At 72.3% G+C, this 17,108-nt stretch carries 17 protein-coding genes; 8 read left to right on the plus strand and 9 right to left on the minus strand.

What is annotated here, in order from left to right; all coding sequences use genetic code 11:
• Nucleotides 1-206 precede the first annotated feature (206 nt).
• The 4 genes from DI272_RS34495 (at nucleotide 207) to DI272_RS34510 (ending at nucleotide 5,399) form a co-directional block, all read left to right on the plus strand.
• Nucleotides 207-2,261, plus strand: coding sequence for a bifunctional glycosyltransferase 87/phosphatase PAP2 family protein (locus DI272_RS34495; protein ID WP_109499103.1), 2,055 nt, complete (start codon nucleotides 207-209; stop codon nucleotides 2,259-2,261).
• Between the two features lie 40 nt (nucleotides 2,262-2,301).
• Complete coding sequence (locus DI272_RS34500; protein WP_109499104.1) at nucleotides 2,302-3,969, plus strand: helix-turn-helix transcriptional regulator; 1,668 nt, start codon at nucleotides 2,302-2,304, stop codon at nucleotides 3,967-3,969.
• Nucleotides 3,970-4,062: 93 nt separating this feature from the next.
• Entirely contained in the window at nucleotides 4,063-4,269 is a 207-nt protein-coding gene (locus DI272_RS34505; protein WP_109499105.1) for a tetratricopeptide repeat protein, read from the plus strand.
• On the plus strand, nucleotides 4,266-5,399 hold the full coding sequence (locus DI272_RS34510; protein ID WP_109499106.1) for an NAD(P)/FAD-dependent oxidoreductase: 1,134 nt from the start codon (nucleotides 4,266-4,268) through the stop codon (nucleotides 5,397-5,399). Before DI272_RS34505 ends, DI272_RS34510 begins: the two co-directional genes overlap by 4 nt.
• Before the next feature lie 98 nt (nucleotides 5,400-5,497).
• Here the strand turns inward: DI272_RS34510 and DI272_RS34515 are convergent, their stop codons facing one another.
• Nucleotides 5,498-6,733, minus strand: coding sequence for a cytochrome P450 (locus tag DI272_RS34515; protein ID WP_109499107.1), 1,236 nt, complete (start codon nucleotides 6,731-6,733; stop codon nucleotides 5,498-5,500).
• A 235-nt stretch (nucleotides 6,734-6,968) separates the two neighbouring features.
• On the opposite strand from DI272_RS34515, the gene DI272_RS34520 reads away from it, so the two are divergent.
• Both DI272_RS34520 and DI272_RS34525 read left to right on the plus strand, forming a co-directional pair.
• Complete coding sequence (locus DI272_RS34520) at nucleotides 6,969-8,138, plus strand: steroid 3-ketoacyl-CoA thiolase (protein WP_109499108.1); 1,170 nt, start codon at nucleotides 6,969-6,971, stop codon at nucleotides 8,136-8,138.
• A 51-nt stretch (nucleotides 8,139-8,189) separates the two neighbouring features.
• Entirely contained in the window at nucleotides 8,190-8,429 is a 240-nt protein-coding gene (locus DI272_RS34525) for a hypothetical protein (protein WP_109499109.1), read from the plus strand.
• Here the strand turns inward: DI272_RS34525 and DI272_RS34530 are convergent.
• Both DI272_RS34530 and DI272_RS34535 read right to left on the minus strand, forming a co-directional pair.
• On the minus strand, nucleotides 8,413-8,598 hold the full coding sequence (locus DI272_RS34530) for a DUF397 domain-containing protein (RefSeq protein ID WP_109499110.1): 186 nt from the start codon (nucleotides 8,596-8,598) through the stop codon (nucleotides 8,413-8,415). The genes DI272_RS34525 and DI272_RS34530 overlap by 17 nt on opposite strands.
• Entirely contained in the window at nucleotides 8,579-9,406 is an 828-nt protein-coding gene (locus DI272_RS34535) for a helix-turn-helix transcriptional regulator (protein WP_109499111.1), read from the minus strand. Before DI272_RS34535 ends, DI272_RS34530 begins: the two co-directional genes overlap by 20 nt.
• Nucleotides 9,407-9,480: 74 nt before the next feature.
• Between DI272_RS34535 and DI272_RS34540 the strand changes: the two genes are divergently transcribed.
• Nucleotides 9,481-9,903 carry an ATP-binding protein gene (locus DI272_RS34540; protein WP_258314774.1) on the plus strand — a complete coding sequence of 141 codons (423 nt, stop codon included), beginning with the start codon at nucleotides 9,481-9,483 and terminating at the stop codon, nucleotides 9,901-9,903.
• A gap of 88 nt (nucleotides 9,904-9,991) precedes the next feature.
• Complete coding sequence (locus tag DI272_RS34545; RefSeq protein ID WP_109499112.1) at nucleotides 9,992-10,654, plus strand: SCO4225 family membrane protein; 663 nt, start codon at nucleotides 9,992-9,994, stop codon at nucleotides 10,652-10,654.
• Nucleotides 10,655-10,755: 101 nt separating this feature from the next.
• Here DI272_RS34545 and DI272_RS34550 read toward each other — a convergent pair whose 3' ends face one another.
• The 6 genes from DI272_RS34550 to DI272_RS34575 all read right to left on the minus strand — a co-directional run bounded on the left by DI272_RS34550 (nucleotide 10,756) and on the right by DI272_RS34575 (nucleotide 17,030).
• A complete protein-coding gene (locus DI272_RS34550) occupies nucleotides 10,756-11,175 on the minus strand; it encodes a transglycosylase SLT domain-containing protein (protein ID WP_109501207.1) in 420 nt (139 codons plus the stop codon).
• 313 nt (nucleotides 11,176-11,488) lie between these two features.
• Nucleotides 11,489-12,289 carry an ECF transporter S component gene (locus DI272_RS34555; protein ID WP_109499113.1) on the minus strand — a complete coding sequence of 267 codons (801 nt, stop codon included), beginning with the start codon at nucleotides 12,287-12,289 and terminating at the stop codon, nucleotides 11,489-11,491.
• Complete coding sequence (locus tag DI272_RS34560) at nucleotides 12,286-14,013, minus strand: ABC transporter ATP-binding protein (protein WP_109499114.1); 1,728 nt, start codon at nucleotides 14,011-14,013, stop codon at nucleotides 12,286-12,288. Before DI272_RS34560 ends, DI272_RS34555 begins: the two co-directional genes overlap by 4 nt.
• On the minus strand, nucleotides 14,010-15,152 hold the full coding sequence (locus DI272_RS34565; RefSeq protein WP_109499115.1) for a CbiQ family ECF transporter T component: 1,143 nt from the start codon (nucleotides 15,150-15,152) through the stop codon (nucleotides 14,010-14,012). The genes DI272_RS34560 and DI272_RS34565 overlap by 4 nt, the downstream gene beginning before the upstream one ends.
• A complete protein-coding gene (locus tag DI272_RS34570; RefSeq protein WP_181387413.1) occupies nucleotides 15,142-15,789 on the minus strand; it encodes an SCO2322 family protein in 648 nt (215 codons plus the stop codon). The genes DI272_RS34565 and DI272_RS34570 overlap by 11 nt, the downstream gene beginning before the upstream one ends.
• Complete coding sequence (locus tag DI272_RS34575) at nucleotides 15,786-17,030, minus strand: prenyltransferase/squalene oxidase repeat-containing protein (RefSeq protein ID WP_109499117.1); 1,245 nt, start codon at nucleotides 17,028-17,030, stop codon at nucleotides 15,786-15,788. Before DI272_RS34575 ends, DI272_RS34570 begins: the two co-directional genes overlap by 4 nt.
• Between the last annotated feature and the right edge of the window lie 78 nt (nucleotides 17,031-17,108).

The following is a 17,108-nucleotide window of genomic DNA, read 5'->3' on the forward strand; positions in this document are numbered from 1 at the left end:
TAGCTACGTAAGTGATCCACCGGGCGCTCAGCGGGGCGGTGCACGGTGGGGCGGACTATCGTCATTCGGACAAATGCAGGACGGGCGTCAGGTGATACGGAACCGCCTGCGTCTCTTCTCCGGGGGGCGTGCGCGCCTCATAGGCTGCGCACGACAGACTTCGCGTATCGGACGTGAGGGACGAACGGGGCGGGAGGCCTGGGCGCGTGGCGAATGCGAACCCCAGCGGACGACCGGCGGAAGCGTTCGGAGCGACGGCCGTCGACACGGCCAGAGCGCGCCTGCGCGTGGCCAGATTCCTGCTGTGGGTGGTCGCCGCGATACTCGCCGTCCGGCAGGTGGCCGTCGTCCTCAGTACCCCCAGCGGGGAGCGGCTGACGGACCTGGAGACCTGGGTCGGCCCCGACGGCGTCCTCCATGTGAAGGGTTCGCTCTACGACTCGACGGAGTTCACCGGCACGCCGTTCGGCGGACTCGTCCTCAAACCGCTCACCAAGGCCGCCGAGCAGGCCCTCGGCTGGGGCTGGACCTTCGGCACCCTGCTGCTGGTCGCCGCACTCGGGCTCGTCGTCGCGCGGGCGCTGCCTCAGCCGGTGAACAGACGTACGGCGTTCTTCGCCGCCCCGGTCGCGATCAGCCTGCTGATGCTGTCGCTGCCGGTCCGCAACACGCTGTATCTCGGGCAGACCAGCATCATGCCGGTGCTGCTGGTACTGGTCGGGTGCTTCGTCGTGCGCGGGCAGCGGGCGGGCGGCCTGCTGATCGGCCTGGCCGCGGCGCTCCAGCCGACGGTGCTGCTGTTCGCCGGGCTGCTGTGGTTCACCGGGCGGCGGCCGGCCGCGCTGACCACCGGGATCACGTTCGCGGCGAGCACGGCGCTGGCGTGGGCGGCGCTGCCGCACGACTCGTACACCTACTGGGTCCACCACCTGGCGGGCAGCGGCCTGGGCGGCGACGCGGACGACCTCGCCAACCAGTCGCTGCACGGGGCGCTGGTGCGCGCGGGACTGTCCGGCCCGACGGAGGTGGCGCTGTTCCTCGCACTGGGCGCGGCCGTCGCGGTGCTCGCCCTGCGCCGCGCCGTGCGCTACGCCCACGACGGACAGCTGCTGCTGGCCGTGGCGGTCACGGGCTGCGCGGCGATCCTCATCGCCCCGATGGCCTGGCAGCACCAGCTGCTGTGGGTGCTGCTCGCGGTGGTCGGCAGGGTCGGCAAGCGGGCCTCGGACCGCTATGTGTGGCCGGTCGCGGTGGTGCTGGTCATGACGCTGCCGACGAAGATGATCCTGCCGAACATGGCCTCGCTCCACCCCCTGCGGGACAACGTGATCATGCTCGCGGCGCTGGCCGCGGCGACGTTCGTGCCGTTCCTGCCGCGGACCTCGCCGCACTACCGGACCGCGGTCCCGACCGAGTACGCCGAGCCGGTCCCGGCCCGCTTCCGCCGCGTGCCGCTGCTGCCGTTCCTGAGGCGGGTGCTGACGCGTCCCAATCTGCTCCTGGAACTGCTGCTCATTCGTGTCACCTACGCCGCGTACCAGAAGGTGCGGCTCGCGGCGACGGGCGGCAGCAACTCCGCGGGCCGGGCGCGGGCCGAGGAGCACGGGCAGCAGGTCCTGGACCTGGAGCGGCTGCTGCACATCGACATCGAGCACTGGGCCAACCACGCGGTCGTCAGGATCGACTGGATGCGGAACTTCTTCGACTTCTACTACACGTCGTTCCACTTCGTGGTCCCGCTGACGGTCCTCGGCGTCCTGTACTGGCGCCGCCCCGTCGACTACCGCTGGGCCCGCGCGTCCCTGGGCTTCGCCACGCTGCTCGCCCTGGTCGGCTTCTGGCTCTACCCGCTCGCCCCGCCCCGCCTGATGCCGTCCCTCGGCGTCATCGACACGGTCCACGGCGTCCAGGACTTCTCCCAGCCGGACTACGGCACGCTGACCGCGCTGACCAACCAGTACGCGGCGATGCCGTCGCTGCACTTCGGGTGGTCGCTGTGGTGCGGGGTGGTCATCGCGATCGTCGCGCCGAAGGCGTGGATGAAGGCGCTGGGGCTGCTGCACCCGTTCTTCACGGTGACGGCGATCGTGGCCACCGGAAACCACTGGGTGCTGGACGCGGTGGGCGGTGCGGTGGTGGTCGGTGCGGGCTTCGGGCTGTCGTATCTGTTCCAGGGGCCGCGGGCACGGACGGTGAAGGAGGCGGCCACGGACGGTCCGCGCGAGCGGGCGGACGCCGCCCGTACCCCCGGCAGCGGGTGACAGCCCGCCCCCGCGGGGGTGCAATGGGGGCGGAGGCGCCATGGAAGCGGACGCGGAGCTCGACCAGGGACGCCACGCCCGCACCCGGCAGGCGTGGGCGGAGGCGTACACGCTGCTCGGCCGGGCCGACACGGTACGGCCCCTCGGCGCCGCCGACGTCGAGGCGCTCGCCGAGGCCGCCGACATGCTCGGGCGCGGCGAGGACGCGGTGGCCCTCCTGCGCCGGGCCTTCGCGGCCTACGCCGGGGACGGCGACGTCGGGGCCGCGCTGCGCTGCGCGTACTGGCTGTGCAAGGGCCTCGCCTGGGGCGGGGACCTCGCGCAGTCCGGCGCCTGGCTGGCCCGCGCCAAACGGCTGGCGGCCACCGAGCCCGACTGCCCGCAGTGCGGGTATCTGACGATGCTGGAAGCCGAACTGCACTTCCGCGCGGGCGAACACGCCGAGATGCTCACGCTCGCCCGGCGGCTCGCCGCGCGTGTCGGCCCCGACGCGGACCCCGACCTCGTGGCCGGCACGGCGATGACGCTCGGCCTCGCCCTGATCGGCAACGGCGATGTCGCGGGCGGCCTCGCCCAGCTCGACGAGGCCATGGTCGTCGTCGCCGACGGCCGGCCCTCGGCACGCTGCATCGGCATGACGTACTGCGTCGTCATCGGCACCTGCCAGGAACTCCAGGAACTGCGCCGCGCCCAGGAGTGGGCCAAGGCACTCGCGCGGTGGTGCGCCGCCCAGCCCGACTTCAGCGGCGCCTACCGCGGGCTGTGCCGGGTGCACCGGGCCGCGCTCCTCCAGCTCGGCGGGGCATGGCCGGAAGCGGTCCGCGAGGCACGGCTGGCCTGCGCCCAGCTCACCGCCGGGTACGGCGAGGTGGTCGCGGGCAGCGCCTACTACCAACTGGCCGAGCTGCACCGGCTGCGCGGCGAGTACGACGAGGCCGAACAGGCATACCGGGACACCTTGCGGCACGGCTGGGACACCCAGCCCGGCCTGGCCCTCCTGCGGCTGGCCCAGGACCGCCCCGCCCCGGCCGCGGCGGCGATCCGCCGGGCCCTGGCGGAGACCACGGACCCGATGAGAAGGGCGCGGCTGCTGCCGGCGGCGGTGGAGATCCTCCTGGCGGAGGCCGACGGCGGTGTTCCCGGTGAGGCCCGCCGCGCCGCCGACGAGCTCGCCGCCGTCGCCGGTTCCCAGAGCATCGCCGCGCTGCACCTCATGGCCTGCCAGGCCCGCGGCGCCGTGCTGCTCGCGGACGGGGCGGCGGGGGAGGCGCTGGCGGTGCTGCGGGAGGCCGGGCGCGGGTGGCGGGAACTCGACGTGCCCTACGAGGCCGCCCGGGTGGGGGTGCTGGTGGCGCTGGCCTGCCGGGCGCTCGGGGACGAGGACTGCGCGGCGCTGGAGCTGGACGCGGCCCGGCAGGCGTTCGCGCGGCTCGGGGCGCTGCCGGACGTGCGGCGGGTGGAGCGGCTCGTGGGCGCCGGTACCGGCACCGACCGGCGGTCCCTGCTCTCGCCCCGCGAGCTGGAGGTCGTACGGCTGCTCGCGCAGGGGCGGACCAATCACGCCATCGCCGCGGAGCTGGTCCTCAGCGAGAAGACCGTCGCCCGGCACATCAGCAACATCTTCGCCAAGCTCGACCTCGGATCGCGTACCGCTGTCGCGGCGTACGCCTTCGCGCACGGGCTGGCGCGACCGGGGCCCTCCGCCTGAAGCACCCGCTGCGCAGAAGCACCCATGCCCGGCGTCCGGGATTGGGCATTCCTGTCGATGTGCGCACCCCCGCCCCGCCCGCAGCATCGAAGCGTGTCCGATGACGCGCTCACCCTCCGCGAACAGGTGCGAACGGCCCGGCTGAGGTACGCCGACAGCGCCGCCGAGCTCGGCACCCTGCTCCGGCTGCGCGGTGAACTCGCGGCGGCCGAGAGGCTGTTGCGGCAGGCCGTGGCGATCTACGAGGCCGAGCGCGGGACCCGGACGGACGACGACCGAGGCACCGAGGAGCCGGCATGAACACCGAACACATCGAGACCGTCATCATCGGCGGCGGCCAGGCCGGCCTCGCCACGGGGTACCACCTGGCCCGCGCCGGACGCCCGTTCGTGATCCTGGAGGCGGGGGAGCGCATCGGCGACAGCTGGCGGCAGCGCTGGGACTCCCTGCGGCTGTTCAGCCCCGCCCGCTTCGACGGACTGCCCGGGCTGCCCTACCCGGGACCCGGCTGGGCGTTCCCGACCCGCGAGGAGTTCGCCGACTACCTCCAGGTCTACGCCGCCCGGGCCGGACTCCCGGTGCGGACCGGGATCCGGGTGCGGCGGCTGTCGTACGACGGCACGCGCTACCTCGTGGAGACCGACGGCGACCTGCGCTACGAGGCCGCGAACGTCGTCGTCGCCGCCGGGTACGACCGGCTGCCCAAGATGCCGCCGTTCGCGGGTGAACTCGCGCCGGGCATCACGCAGGTGCACGCCGTCGACTATCGCAACCCCGGCCAGTTGCGGGACGGTCCCGTCCTGGTCGTCGGGGCCGGGAACTCGGGGGCGGACATTGCCGTCGAGCTGGCGGCGAGCCACCGGGTCCTGCTGTCCGGGGCGCACCCGGGGCAGATCCCGTGGCGGATCGAACGCCGGGCCGCCCGGCTGCTGACGCCGGTGCTGTTCTTCCTCTTCCGCAACGTCCTGACGGTACGCACGCCGATGGGCCGCAAGGTGCGGCCGAAGGTGCTGGCGCACAGTGCCCCGCTGATCCGGGTGAAGTCGGCCGATCTGAAGGCGGCGGGCGTCGAGCGGGTGGGCCGTACCGTCGGGGTGCGCGACGGGCTGCCGGAACTCGCGGACGGGCGGCGGGCCGAGGTGGCGAACGTGGTGTGGTGCACGGGCTTCCGGCCGGACGTCTCCTGGATCGACCTGCCGGTCTTCGACGAGGACGGCGAACCGGCGCAACGGCGGGGCGTGGTCCCCGCACAGCCCGGGCTGTACTTCGTGGGGCGGCTGTTCCAGTACGCGCTGGCCTCGTCGATGATCCAGGGCGTGGGCCGGGACGCCGGGCATGTCGCCCGGCACCTCTGTGCCCGGCCGGTGGCGGCCGCCACGGCTTGCGCGCCGGACGCGGTGGGCCTCGGGGGAGGCAGGAACGGGGCGTGAGGGACGGGAATGCTCCTGCCTCCCTCGGGTCCGGACGGGCCGGCGGCGCCGGGAAGCCGCCGGCCCGGGACCAGGGGTTCATCTGCGGTCGTGGCGGTTCAGGCCATGCTGACCTGGAGTTCCTTGACGCCGTTGATCCACGCCGAGCGCAGGCGGCGGGGGTCGCCGGTCAGGACCAGGTTCGGCATCGCGTCGGCGATCGCGTTGAAGATCAGGTCGATCTCCAGCACGGCCAGGGACTTGCCCAGGCAGTAGTGCGGGCCGCCGCCTCCGAAGCCGAGGTGGGGGTTGGGGTCGCGGGTGATGTCGAAGGTGTCGGGGTCGGTGAAGACCTCGGGGTCGTGGTTGGCGGAGGCGTAGAAGATGCCGACCCGGTCGCCCTTTCGGATCTGCTTGCCGCCGAGTTCGGTGTCCTGCGTCGCGGTGCGCTGGAAGGAGTTGACCGGGGTGGCCCAGCGGACGATCTCCTCCGCGGCCGTCGCCGGGCGCTCCGCCTTGTACCGCTCCCACTGGTCGGGGTGGGTGAGGAAGGCGTGCATGCCGTGGGTGATGGCGTTGCGGGTGGTCTCGTTGCCCGCGACCGCCAGCATCAGCACGAAGAAGCCGAACTCGTCGGAGCCCAGGTTGCCTTCGTCCTCGGCGGCGACCAGCGTGGTCACGATGTCCTTCGCCGGGCACTGCTTGCGGTCGGCGGCCATGTTCATGGCGTAGGCGATCAGTTCGGTCGCCGACTCCTGGCCGACCTCCTCGGTGATCGCGTACTCGGGATCGTCGTACGAGATCATCTTGTTGGACCAGTCGAAGATCTTGGCCCGGTCGTCCTGCGGGATGCCGATGAGCTCGGCGATGGCCTGGAGGGGGAGTTCGCAGGCGACCTCGGTGACGAAGTCGAAGGAGCCGCGGCGGTCGCGGGCGTTCGCCGCGATGGCGCAGGCGCGGGCGCGGAGGTTGTCCTCCAGGGCGCGGATGGCGCGCGGGGTGAAGACGCGCTGGACGATGCTGCGGACACGGGTGTGCTCGGGCGGGTCCATGTTGAGCAGGATCAGACGCTGGGCGTCGATCGCGTCGCGCTCGATGTGCTCGTTGAAGCGGATGATCGCCGTGTTGAGGGTGGAGGAGAAGAGTTCGGGGTGCGTGGAGACGTACTTGACGTCCGCGTGCCGTGTCACCGCCCAGTAGCCGGCGTCCTGGAAACCGGCGACGTTGCCCGACTGGGGTATCCAGCGGACCGGTTCCACCCGGCGCAGGGCGGCGAACTCCGGCAGCGGAACGCGCTGTTGCAGCAGATCGGGGTCGGTGAGGTCGAACCCGTCGGGGAGCTCTGGACAGGTCATGGGGCAGCTCCAGCCGTGTTCCAGCCTTGCTCGGCGGTCTTCTGACGGTCCATCAGGTCGTGCCGTGAACGTAGTAACGGGTTCTAGAAGTAGCAAGAGGCGTGCACGACTCTTGCGGCGATGGACTCCCTGTCAGCAGACTGCACCTGGAACTAGAACACGTACTAGTTCCGCGTGGCGGGCCGGGCCGGGACGCCCCCGCGCCGCGCGGGTGCTCTGAGGAGAGGAACTCCCCATGGCCGCGGAACCCGTGATCGTCGAAGCCGTACGCACCCCCATCGGCAGGCGCGGCGGCGCGCTAGCCAACCTCCACCCCGCCTACCTGCTGGGCGAGACCTACCGTGAACTCCTCGGCCGCACCGGCATCCCCGCCGACTGCGTCGAGCAGATCGTCGGCGGCACGGTGACCCACGCCGGCGAGCAGTCCATGAACCCCGCGCGCACGGCCTGGCTGACGATGGGCCTGCCCTACGAGACCGCCGCGACGACGGTCGACTGCCAGTGCGGCTCCTCGCAACAGGCCTCCCACATGACGGCCAACCTCATCGCGGCGGGCGTGATCGACGTCGGGATCTCCTGCGGGGTCGAGGCGATGTCGCGGGTGCCGCTGGGGTCGGGGTCCAAGCACGGGCCGGGCAAGCCGTTCCCGGACGAGTGGAGCGTGGACCTCCCGAACCAGTTCGAGGCGGCCGAGCGGATCGCCCGGCACCGGGGGCTGACGCGGGAGAACGTCGACGCGCTGGGGCTGATCTCGCAGGAGCGGGCCGCCGTCGCGTGGAGCGAGGAGCGGTTCAAGAGGGAGACGTTCGCCGTACAGGTACCGACCACGGAGGACGAGCAGCACGCCGGGCAGGGCATGTGGCGCCTGGTCGACCGGGACGAGGGGCTGCGCGACACGTCGATGGAGGCGCTGGCGGGGCTGAAGCCGGTCATGCCGACGGCCATCCACACGGCGGGCAACTCGTCCCAGATCAGCGACGGCGCCGCCGCGATCATGTGGGCCTCGAAGCGGATGGCGCGGGCGCTGAAGCTGCGCCCGCGGGCGCGGATCGTCGCCCAGGCGCTGGTCGGTGCCGATCCGCACTTCCACCTCGACGGGCCGATCGACGCGACGAAGGCGGTGCTGGGCAAGGCCGGGATGTCCCTGAAGGACATCGACCTCGTCGAGATCAACGAGGCGTTCGCGTCGGTGGTGCTGAGCTGGGCGCAGGTCTTCGAACAGGACCTGGAGAAGGTGAACGTCAACGGCGGGGCGATCGCCCTCGGGCACCCGGTCGGGGCGACGGGCGCCCGGCTGATCACCACCGCCCTGCACGAACTGGAGCGCGTGGACAAGGAGTTCGCGCTGATCACGATGTGCGCGGGGGGCGGGCTGGCCACCGGCACGATCATTCAGCGGATCTAGGCCCACGGATTTCCGCTCGACACGGTTGACGCGGACTGATCAACTTGCCGGATGTTTCTCAACCTCATCCTCCGCGTCCTGCCCTTCTACCTCCGCGAACCGCTGGTCATCGGCATCTGCCTCACCATGGCCGGTGCGTGCTTCTACTGGTTCGTCCAGGTAGGGGGCTTGGGCAGGGGCGGCTTCGGGCTGCTGTTCCTGGCGATCGCGGTGCTGCGCGGGTATCTGTTCCGCAAGGAGTGGAGAGCGCACCAGGCGGCGAAGGCGCCGGCGGTCAGACCGCAGGTGTAGTTCCGCTCCAGGAGACGAAGTGGCGGAACGCGGCGGGGCCGACGGTGAGGATCGGGCCCGCCGGGTTCTTGGAGTCACGGACGGCGACGGCGGTGGGGGCTTCGGCGATCTCTACGCAATCACCGCCCTGGTCGCTGCTGTAGCTGGACTTACGCCACTTGCTCTCCATAGCGATCCTCCATCGCGCTTCGGATCAACTCCGCCGAGTCCCTGATGGATAGAGCGGCGGCTCGCAGATGATCGTAACGGAGTGAGCAGTCCTTGACCGTCTCCGGGTTCGCGGACGGATGTCCGCTGCCGTACCCCTCGGTGTAGACGATGGTCGGGTCGCTCGCGAAGCGGTAGAGGTTGAACGAGCCTGTCAGTCCCGTGTGCGCTCCGGTCGAGAACGGCAGCACCTGGACGTTGATCCGGAGGTTGTCCTCGAAGCCCAACAGATGCGCCAGTTGGCCGCGCATGGTTTCCGGGCCGCCGATCTCCTGGTAGAGCGCGGCCTCGGTGATCACGGTCCAGAAGACGGGCGGTTCCGGCTTGTCGAAGATGCGCTGACGGGCCAGCAGCACGGCGGTGCGGTCGTCGAGGTCGGTCTGATCCAGCGTGCCGAGTGTGGCGCGTGCGTAGGCGTGGGTCTGGAGAAGGCCGTGGACCATCGTGGCCTGGAACGTACAGATCTCCGTCGCCCGCGCCTCCAGCTCCGCGACTTGCCTGAACCACGCCGGAAGTTGACTCCGCAGTACCAGCTCCACCAGCCGCGACAGCAGACCGTCCGACCCCAGCGCCGCGTCCGCCCGCTCGCTGAACTCCGGCGTCGGGACCTTCCTCGCGGTCTCGATCTGGCCGACCAGGGAGCCGGTGTAGTTGAGGATGTCCCCGAGCTGCTTCTGGCTCAGCCCGGCGGATTCCCGCAGCCGACGCAGCTCGAAGCCGTAGTAGTCGAGCGGCGAGGCCCCCGGGTCAAGGACGTTGATGTGCGTCACGAACAGCCCCCACTTCAGAGCCCGTTGTATCCGAACGGTAGCCCAGCGTAGTTCCGCCAGGTCAGGCTCGTACCGTGAACGCACACATTCCCCCCACCCTCCTGGGCTCCGTCCCCACCCAGTACCGCATGCGCCTCACCGTCGGCGCGCACTCGGCGCGGCACATCCGTCGTATCGTCCGTTCGCTGCTCGACGAGTGGGAGCTGCAAGAGGTCTGTGACGCCGTGGAGTTGGGTGTGACGGAGCTCGTGGCCAATGTCGTACGGCATGTTCCGGACCGGCGGTGCGAGGTGGTGATCCGCAAGCAGGGGGCGGGCGTTCGGGTGGAGGTCGGGGACGGGTTCGACGAGCTCCCGTTCGTGGACGCCGGGTTGTCCGCGGAGGCGGAGAGCGGGCGGGGGCTCGCGCTGCTGGAGGCGGTCGTGGACACGTGGGGAGTGGGGCCGAGAGCGGAGGGCGGCAAGACCGTCTGGTTCGAGGTGCTCAGACCGGGATGAGTAGCCGCGCTCATGTCCGGGCGCGGCCGTCGGTCCATCGTGGAGACAGGCAGACACACAGGCCGGATCGAAGCGAAGGAACCAGACGATGACGAACACCTCCCGCCCGCGATGGCGCCGCATGCTCGCGCTGGCGACGGGCAACTGGCTCGGCCGCACCTACCTGGGGGTCGTCGCCGCCTCGGTCGGGGTCCTCTTCGTCGCCCCGGACAGCCCGCTCGCCATGGGCCCCGCGCTGCTCACGGCCCCGCTGTCCTTCCTGCCCGTGCCGCTTCCGTTCGGTCCGGGCACCGAGGGCGGGGGCGCCGTCGAGGTGCTGGCCGTCGGCTCCTACGGGCTGTGGCTGCTGGTGTGCGCCCTCGTGAACGCGGCCGTGGTCGGTGCGCTCGCCGAACGGTCCGCGTCCGGAGCGACCGCCCGGCGCACGCGAGGGTCGCTGCTGGCACCGGCCTGGGACAACTGGCTCTCGCGGATCTATCTCGCGGTGGTCGCCGTGGCGGTGGGGTTCTTCCTGGTCGCCGCCTATGCGCTGCCGGACCCGGGCTTCGCGGGCATCTGGCCGATCATGGCCACGGCGCCGCTCAGCTTCGTCGCCCTCATGGCTGCGATACCCGCGGGGTTCGTCGGCGCCGACTGGCTGAACCCGCTGATCTTCGCCGTCGGCTGCTCTCTCGCCGGGCTGGTGAACGCCGTACTGCTCGGCCGGTTCGCGCATCGGCTGTCGGCCGGGCGGAGTGCGCTGGCGGGCTGACACGTCAGGCTGCGCCCCACCGTGCCGAACGCAGAAGGCGGCGACCCCCGTGGGAACGGGAGTCGCCGCCTTCGTACGTGGATCAGCAGCTGTCAGTCTGCTCAGTACCAGCCGTTGGCCTGCCAGAACGCCCAGGCGCCGGAAGGGCTGCCGTAGCGGGAGTTCATGTAGTCGAGGCCCCACTCGATCTGGGTCTCGGCGCTGGTCTTCCAGTCCGAGCCGGCGGTGGCCATCTTGGAGCCCGGCAGGGCCTGGACCAGCCCGTAGGCGCCGGAGGAGGAGTTGGTGGCGTCGACGTCCCAGCCGCTCTCGTGCTCGACGATGTTGCTGAACGCGGCGTACTGGGCGGCGTTCGGGATCATCTGCTTGGCGATGGCCTTGGCCTGCGCGGCGGAGTCGGCAGTGGCCGCCTGAGCGGGCGCCGCGGTCAGCACCAGACCGGCGGTGGCGGCGGCCATCGCGGCGGTGGTGATGGCCTTCTTCGGGGAAGCGATGCGGCGAACGATGCGGGAGACGGACACGGAGAACCTTTTCTTCGGGGACAGGTCTGTCGCGTGCGGGTCCCGGTCGATCGCGGTGAGCGGCCGGTACATGCGGCGGCGCCGAGGCCCGTGGGGCTGGTCGGCGCCGTGCGACGTCCTCAAGAGAAACAGGCTCGGAGCGCGTCCGCAATGACCCCTTTTACTAGTTGTGGTCGCATCTGGGGCGGACGGGCTCCATGTGAGCTGGCTCTCAATGTGCAGGTCAGAGGCTGTTATGGCATGGGCATGGCGTCCGATATGCAATACTAAGGGAGTTAGTTCGTGATGTGGGTCATGTGGGGTGGTTCACCGCTCAACGGGGGTCGAATGTGACCGCGCTCTCGAAGGCTGCCCGCCGGGTGGCTCTGCGTAGCGCCCTGAGCACGGCCGGGCCGAGCGTGAACGTCAGCACGACCGTGCACAGCGCCCGGCCCAGGTCCCAGCCCAGCGAGGTGGCCACGCAGTAGAGGAAGAAGCGGGCCAGATTGCCGGGTACCGTGCCGTCCGGCTGGAAGGCGATGTTCGACGCCGTCCCGGCCAGGAACGGCCAGCCCGCGAGATTGGTGACCGTGCCGTAGGCGAACGCGGCGAGGAAGCCGTACCCCGCCAGCAGTGCCAGCTCGGCCCGGCCGCGGAGCCGCCGGGCGCCCGGCAGCAGACCCGCCCCCATCGCGAACCAGCCCATCGCCAGCATCTGGAACGGCATCCAGGGCCCCACCCCACCCGTGAGCAGCGCCGACGCGAACATCGACACCCCGCCGAGGGTGAATCCGAAGCCGGGGCCGAGGACCCGGCCGCTGAGCACCATGAGAAAGAACATGGGTTCGATTCCGGCGGTTCCGGCGCCGAGCGGGCGGAGCGCCGCGCCCGTCGCCGCGAGCACGCCGAGCATCGCCACCGCCTTCGGGCCGAGGCCCGACTCCGAGATCGTCGCCGCGACGACCACGACGAGCAGGACGAGCAGGCCCGCGAAGAGCCAGGGCGCGTCGGTCGCGTGCGCGTTGAGCTGGGAGTGCGGCGGGGCGAGGAAGGGCCAGCCGAGAGCCACGACGCCCACCGCGCTGACGAGGACGAGGGCCGCGACGGAACGGGGGCCGAGCCGGATGACGTTCATGACGGTCCGAGTGCCTCTCTCACCTGGGCGACCGTGAGCCACTTCTGCGGGGCCAGGATCTTGCTGACCTGCGGGGCGAAGGACGGGGACGCCACGACCACGTCCGCCGCCGGGCCGTCGGCGATGACCTCGCCGTCCGCGAGGAGGACGACCCGGTGGGCGATCTCGGCGGCGAGTTCCACGTCGTGCGTGGCCAGGACGATGGCGTGGCCTTCGGCGGCGAGGGAGCGGAGGACGGTGGTCAGACGGGCCTTCGCCGCGTAGTCGAGTCCTCGGGTGGGCTCGTCGAGGAGGAGCAGCGGGGGGCGGGCGGTGAGGACGACGGCCAGCGCGAGGGCGAGACGCTGGCCCTCGGAGAGATCGCGGGGGTGGGTGTCGTCGGCGACGCCGGGGAGGAGGCCGGAGACCAGGGCGCGACAGGTGCCGGGGGGTGCGCCGGCGTCGGCGTCGGCCGCCTCGCACTCGGCGGCGACCGTGTCGGTGCAGAGGAGGTCGCGGGGTTCCTGGGGGACCAGGCCCACGCGGCGGATCAGGTCACGGGGCGGGGTGCGGTGGGGGACGGCTCCGCCGGTCAGGACTGTGCCGGAGGTAGGGGGGACGAGACCTACGAGGGTGTTGAGGAGGGTGGATTTGCCGGCGCCGTTCCTGCCCATGAGGGCGAGCGTCTCGCCGGGGGAGATGGTGAGGGTGACGTCGGTGAGGGCTCGTACGCGGGATCGGCGGACGGTGAGGGCGTGGGTCTCGGCGGCGTGCGGGGACGGGGGCATGGCGGCTGGGGCGGGTCTGCGGAACCAGCGGCGCGGGGTGCGGGCGCCCGCGGGGGCGGGGGGCGTGGATCGCGGGCGGTCGCGGGTCGCCTGTGGCTGGTCGCGCAGTTCCCCGCTCCCCTTGGTGGCGTCGGCCGCACCCCCGGCCAATCGGTGCCGCAGGTCCGCGGCCCTTCGCCGCGCGTCCCGCACCGTCAGCGGCAGCGGCGACCAGCCCGCCACCCGCCCCAGGTCCACCACCGGCGGATACACCGGGGACACGGCCATGATCTCGGCCGGGGTGCCCAGTACCAGTGGTTCGCCCGGGCCCGGCAGGAGGGCGATCCGGTCGGCGTACTGGATGACGCGTTCCAGGCGGTGTTCGGCCATGAGCACCGTCGTGCCGAGGTCGTGGACCAGGCGTTGCAGCACCGCGAGGACCTCTTCCGCGGCGGCCGGGTCCAGGGCGGAGGTCGGCTCGTCGAGGATCAGGACCCCGGGGTGCGGGGTGAGGACCGAGCCGATCGCGACCCGCTGCTGCTGGCCGCCGGAGAGGGTGGAGATCGAGCGGGCGCGGAGGCCGGTGAGACCGAGGAGGTCGAGGGTCTCCTCGACGCGGCGCCGCATCACATCCGGCGGCAGGCCCAACGACTCCATTCCGTAGGCCAGTTCGTCCTCGACGGTGTCCGTCACGAAGTGGGACAGCGGGTCCTGGCCCACCGTGCCCACCACGTCGGCCAGTTCGCGCGGCTTGTGGGTGCGGGTGTCGCGGCCGGCGACCGTGACCCGGCCGCGCAGGGTGCCGCCGGTGAAGTGCGGGACGAGACCGCTGACGGAGTTGAGGATCGTCGACTTGCCGGTGCCGGAGGGGCCCACGAGGAGGACGAGTTCGCCCTCGGGGACTTCGAAGTCGACGCCCTGGACGGTGGGTTCGGTCGCGCCGTCGTAGGTGACGGAGACGTCTTCGAAGCGGATCACGACGGCTCCTCGATCGCGGGGGCGGGGGTGATGAACGCCGGCAGCAGGCCGATGAGGATCGCGGCTGCCGGGTAGAGGGGGAGCGCGGGGGCGACCAGGGGGATCACGCCCGGATGGAGGGCCGCCGGGTCCTGGACGGAGGCCCACACCAGCGCTGCCGCGACCGCCGCGCCGGAGCCGGTCACCGTCCAGGCGAGGGCCCCCCAGGGGTCGGGGCGGTAACGCGTGCGGGGCGTGCGGCGCCCGCCCAGGCGGAGGCCCGCGAGGGCCGCGGCCACCCCGGCGAGCAGGACGGGGATGCCGTACGTGCCGCCTTCGGCGGTCAGCAGGCCGTACGTTCCCGCGCAGACGCCGAGCAGCCCGCCGAGGATCAGGGCGTTCGTCGTCCGGCGGACCTCGGGCGGGACGTCGGCGGTACGGCCGTAGCCACGGGCGTCCATCGCGGCGGCGAGGGCGACGGAGCGTTCCAGGGCGCCTTCGAGGACGGGCAGACCCACCTGGAGGAGGCCGCGGAGGCCGGAGTCCGGGCGGCCCCGGAGGCGGCGGGCGGCACGCAGGCGCTGGACGTCGGCGACGAGGTTCGGGGCGAAGGTGAGGGCCACGACCACGGCGACGCCCATCTCGTACAGGGCGCCGGGAAGGGACTTCAGGAGCCGGGTGGGGCTGGCGAGGGCGTTCGCCGCGCCGACGCAGATGAGGAGGGTGGCGAGCTTCAGGCCGTCGTAGAAGGCGAAGGCGAGGGTCTCCGCGGTGACCCTGCCGCCCAGCCGGATGCCCTGTGCCCAGTCCGGGAGGGGGACTTCGGGGAGGGTGACGAGGACATGGGTGCCGGGGAGGGGGGAGCCCAGGGTGACGGCGAAGGCGAGGCGGATGAGGAGGACGGCGAGGGCGAGCTTGAGGAAGGCGGAGTAGGAGCGGGCCCAGGGGGTGTGGGGGCGGCGGGCGGCCACGACGTAGGCGGACGTGGCGATGAGGAGGGTGAGGAGGAGGGGGTTGGTGGTGCGGGTGGCCGCGATGCCGAGGGAGAGGGCCCAGAGCCACCAGGCGCCGGGGTGAAGCGGGGCAGAGGGGCGAGTACGGCGGGCGGCGGCGGCCGGTGCCGGGGGCGTTTCGCTGGCCCGCGCCGGATTACCTCGCATCCCTGCGTCGCCTCGCCTGCCACACCGCCGCCGCGCCGAGCACCGCCACCGCCGCCGCGCCCGCCAGCAGTCCCACCGAGGGGCCGGCGTCCTCGTGCTCCTTCTCGGCGGAGGTCTTCCGGTGGTCCGTCCTCCCCGGCGCCACCTGCTCCCCGCACCCCTGCTCGGGATACCCGGCGATCGCGCACAGCAGGGCGTTGGTGTCGTAGCGGAGCGGCTTCGCCACCGCGGCCAGGGCCTCCGCCGTGGTCGCGTCCTGCGGGACCACCGCGCACCTCGTGCGGAGCGCGGGCGGGGTCTCGCCCGACGGGGCGTCCGCCTGCGTACCGAAGTCGATGACCAGCGCCACCCGCTTCCTGCCGTCCTCGGCGGGCGTGTCCGCGCAGATCGTCGCGAACGACGCCGTGCCGCGCGGCTTCGTCGCGTCCGCGGAGTCCTCGCTCACCGCGAAGCGGAAGCCCTGGACGTCGCCGTCGGAGGGGACGGCGGTGGCGGGGCCCTGGGTGGCGTAGGTCCAGGTGGTGCCGGTGCGGTCCCAGAAGGACCAGTAGCGGTACCCGGTGGCGTGGGCCGCCTGGCCGGTGAGGGCCAGGAGACAGCACGCCGCGAGGAGGAGAGGGGCGAGGCGGCGCATCACTGGCGGCGCTTCCGGCCGCGGAGCATGAGGCCGAAGCCGATGAGGGAGCCGAGGAGGAGGCCGCCGCCGACGGTCCAGGCGACGCTCAGGGCGCCGTCGTTGTCGTCGGATGCCTCGCTGCCGCCGGGGGAGGCCTTGGCGGGCTCCGCGGTGACGGCCGCGGGGGCCGGGCCGGTCGCGTTCAGCAGGGTGACCAGGTCCTTGCCGCCGAAGTCGTGGGCGTCACCGCCCTTGGCGGCGTACGCCGCGAAGATCAGCTGGGCGTAGGCCGCGGGGCCGCTCTGCCCGGCCCACTTCACGGCGTTGGCCTCCAGCCAGTGCAGCGAGGCGGTCGCCTGGTCGTGGTAGCCCGCCGAGGCGAGAGCGACGACCGCGTCAGCCGTGTTGCCGTAGTCGGGCTGGTCCTCCGCGCCGGGCAGCGCCGACTTGAGGTAACCATCCTTCTCCAGCGTCCTGGCGAGCCAGGCGGCGCCGTTGTGCGCGGCCACTTCGCCCAGACCGTCGTCCTGCTTCGGCCGGCAGCCCGCGGAGGTGTCGGCATCCTCCTGGGGGTCGGCCGCCGGCGTCACGCCGTTGCCCCCGAGGACCGCCGCCGCGGTCGCGTCCGCGTTGGCCACCAGCTTGCCCTTCTTGTCCGGCTGGTAGGCGAAGGCACCTCCGTCCTTGCCGTCGCACGGCAGGCTGAGCTGCCACAGCGCGTCGAACGGGGACTTGCCGTCCTTGCGGAGGCCGGGCACCGTGACGCCGGCCTCCGTGAGGGCGCCGATCACGAGGGAGGTGGAGTTCGCGTCGGTGGCCGCACCGGCCGAGTAGCCCCAGCCGCCGTCCTTGTTCTGCACGGACTTGAGCCAGGTGACGGCCTTCTGCACCTGGCTGTCGTAGCGGTCGGTGAGCGTGGCGAGCGCCTGGACCGCGACGGCCGTCATGTTGGTGTCGACCATGACCTTGGCGTCGCAGGGCTTGGCGGGGTCCGCGCGGAAGGCCGGGAAGGCGCCGCTCGCGCACTGCTGCCCGGCCAGCCAGGCGACCGCCTTGTCGGCGGGGTCGACGTTCGCCTCGTGCTGAGCCATCAGCGCCAGCGACTGCCGCCACACCCCGTCGTACGTGGGGTCGGCCGTCCCGTACAGCCCGTCCGGTATCGCCACCGAGGCGGACGGGGACGGGTCGGCGGCCACGGCCGGTGCGGCCGTGCCGATCACGGCGGTGGCGGCCAGGACCGCGGCGGTGCGGCGGACGTTCATGATCGGCGGCTGCCTCTCTCCTTTGAAGCCGGTCCGCCGAAGGGGCGTACCGGGGTGCGAGGGAGCCGGGCGGCACGG

Source organism: Streptomyces sp. Act143, assembly GCF_003143935.1.
Lineage (GTDB): Bacteria > Actinomycetota > Actinomycetes > Streptomycetales > Streptomycetaceae > Streptomyces.

Excerpts from the sequence above, each read along its gene's own strand:
- DI272_RS34515 (WP_109499107.1), bottom strand. The coding sequence starts at position 6,733 with ATGACCTGTCCAGAGCTCCCCGACGGGTTCGACCTCACCGACCCCGAT.
- DI272_RS34530 (WP_109499110.1), bottom strand. The coding sequence starts at position 8,598 with ATGGAGAGCAAGTGGCGTAAGTCCAGCTACAGCAGCGACCAGGGCGGT.
- DI272_RS34545 (WP_109499112.1), top strand. The coding sequence starts at position 9,992 with ATGACGAACACCTCCCGCCCGCGATGGCGCCGCATGCTCGCGCTGGCG.
- DI272_RS34510 (WP_109499106.1), top strand. The coding sequence starts at position 4,266 with ATGAACACCGAACACATCGAGACCGTCATCATCGGCGGCGGCCAGGCC.
- DI272_RS34525 (WP_109499109.1), top strand. The coding sequence starts at position 8,190 with ATGTTTCTCAACCTCATCCTCCGCGTCCTGCCCTTCTACCTCCGCGAA.
- DI272_RS34575 (WP_109499117.1), bottom strand. The coding sequence starts at position 17,030 with ATGAACGTCCGCCGCACCGCCGCGGTCCTGGCCGCCACCGCCGTGATC.
- DI272_RS34555 (WP_109499113.1), bottom strand. The coding sequence starts at position 12,289 with ATGAACGTCATCCGGCTCGGCCCCCGTTCCGTCGCGGCCCTCGTCCTC.
- DI272_RS34500 (WP_109499104.1), top strand. The coding sequence starts at position 2,302 with ATGGAAGCGGACGCGGAGCTCGACCAGGGACGCCACGCCCGCACCCGG.
- DI272_RS34565 (WP_109499115.1), bottom strand. The coding sequence starts at position 15,152 with ATGCGAGGTAATCCGGCGCGGGCCAGCGAAACGCCCCCGGCACCGGCC.
- DI272_RS34520 (WP_109499108.1), top strand. The coding sequence starts at position 6,969 with ATGGCCGCGGAACCCGTGATCGTCGAAGCCGTACGCACCCCCATCGGC.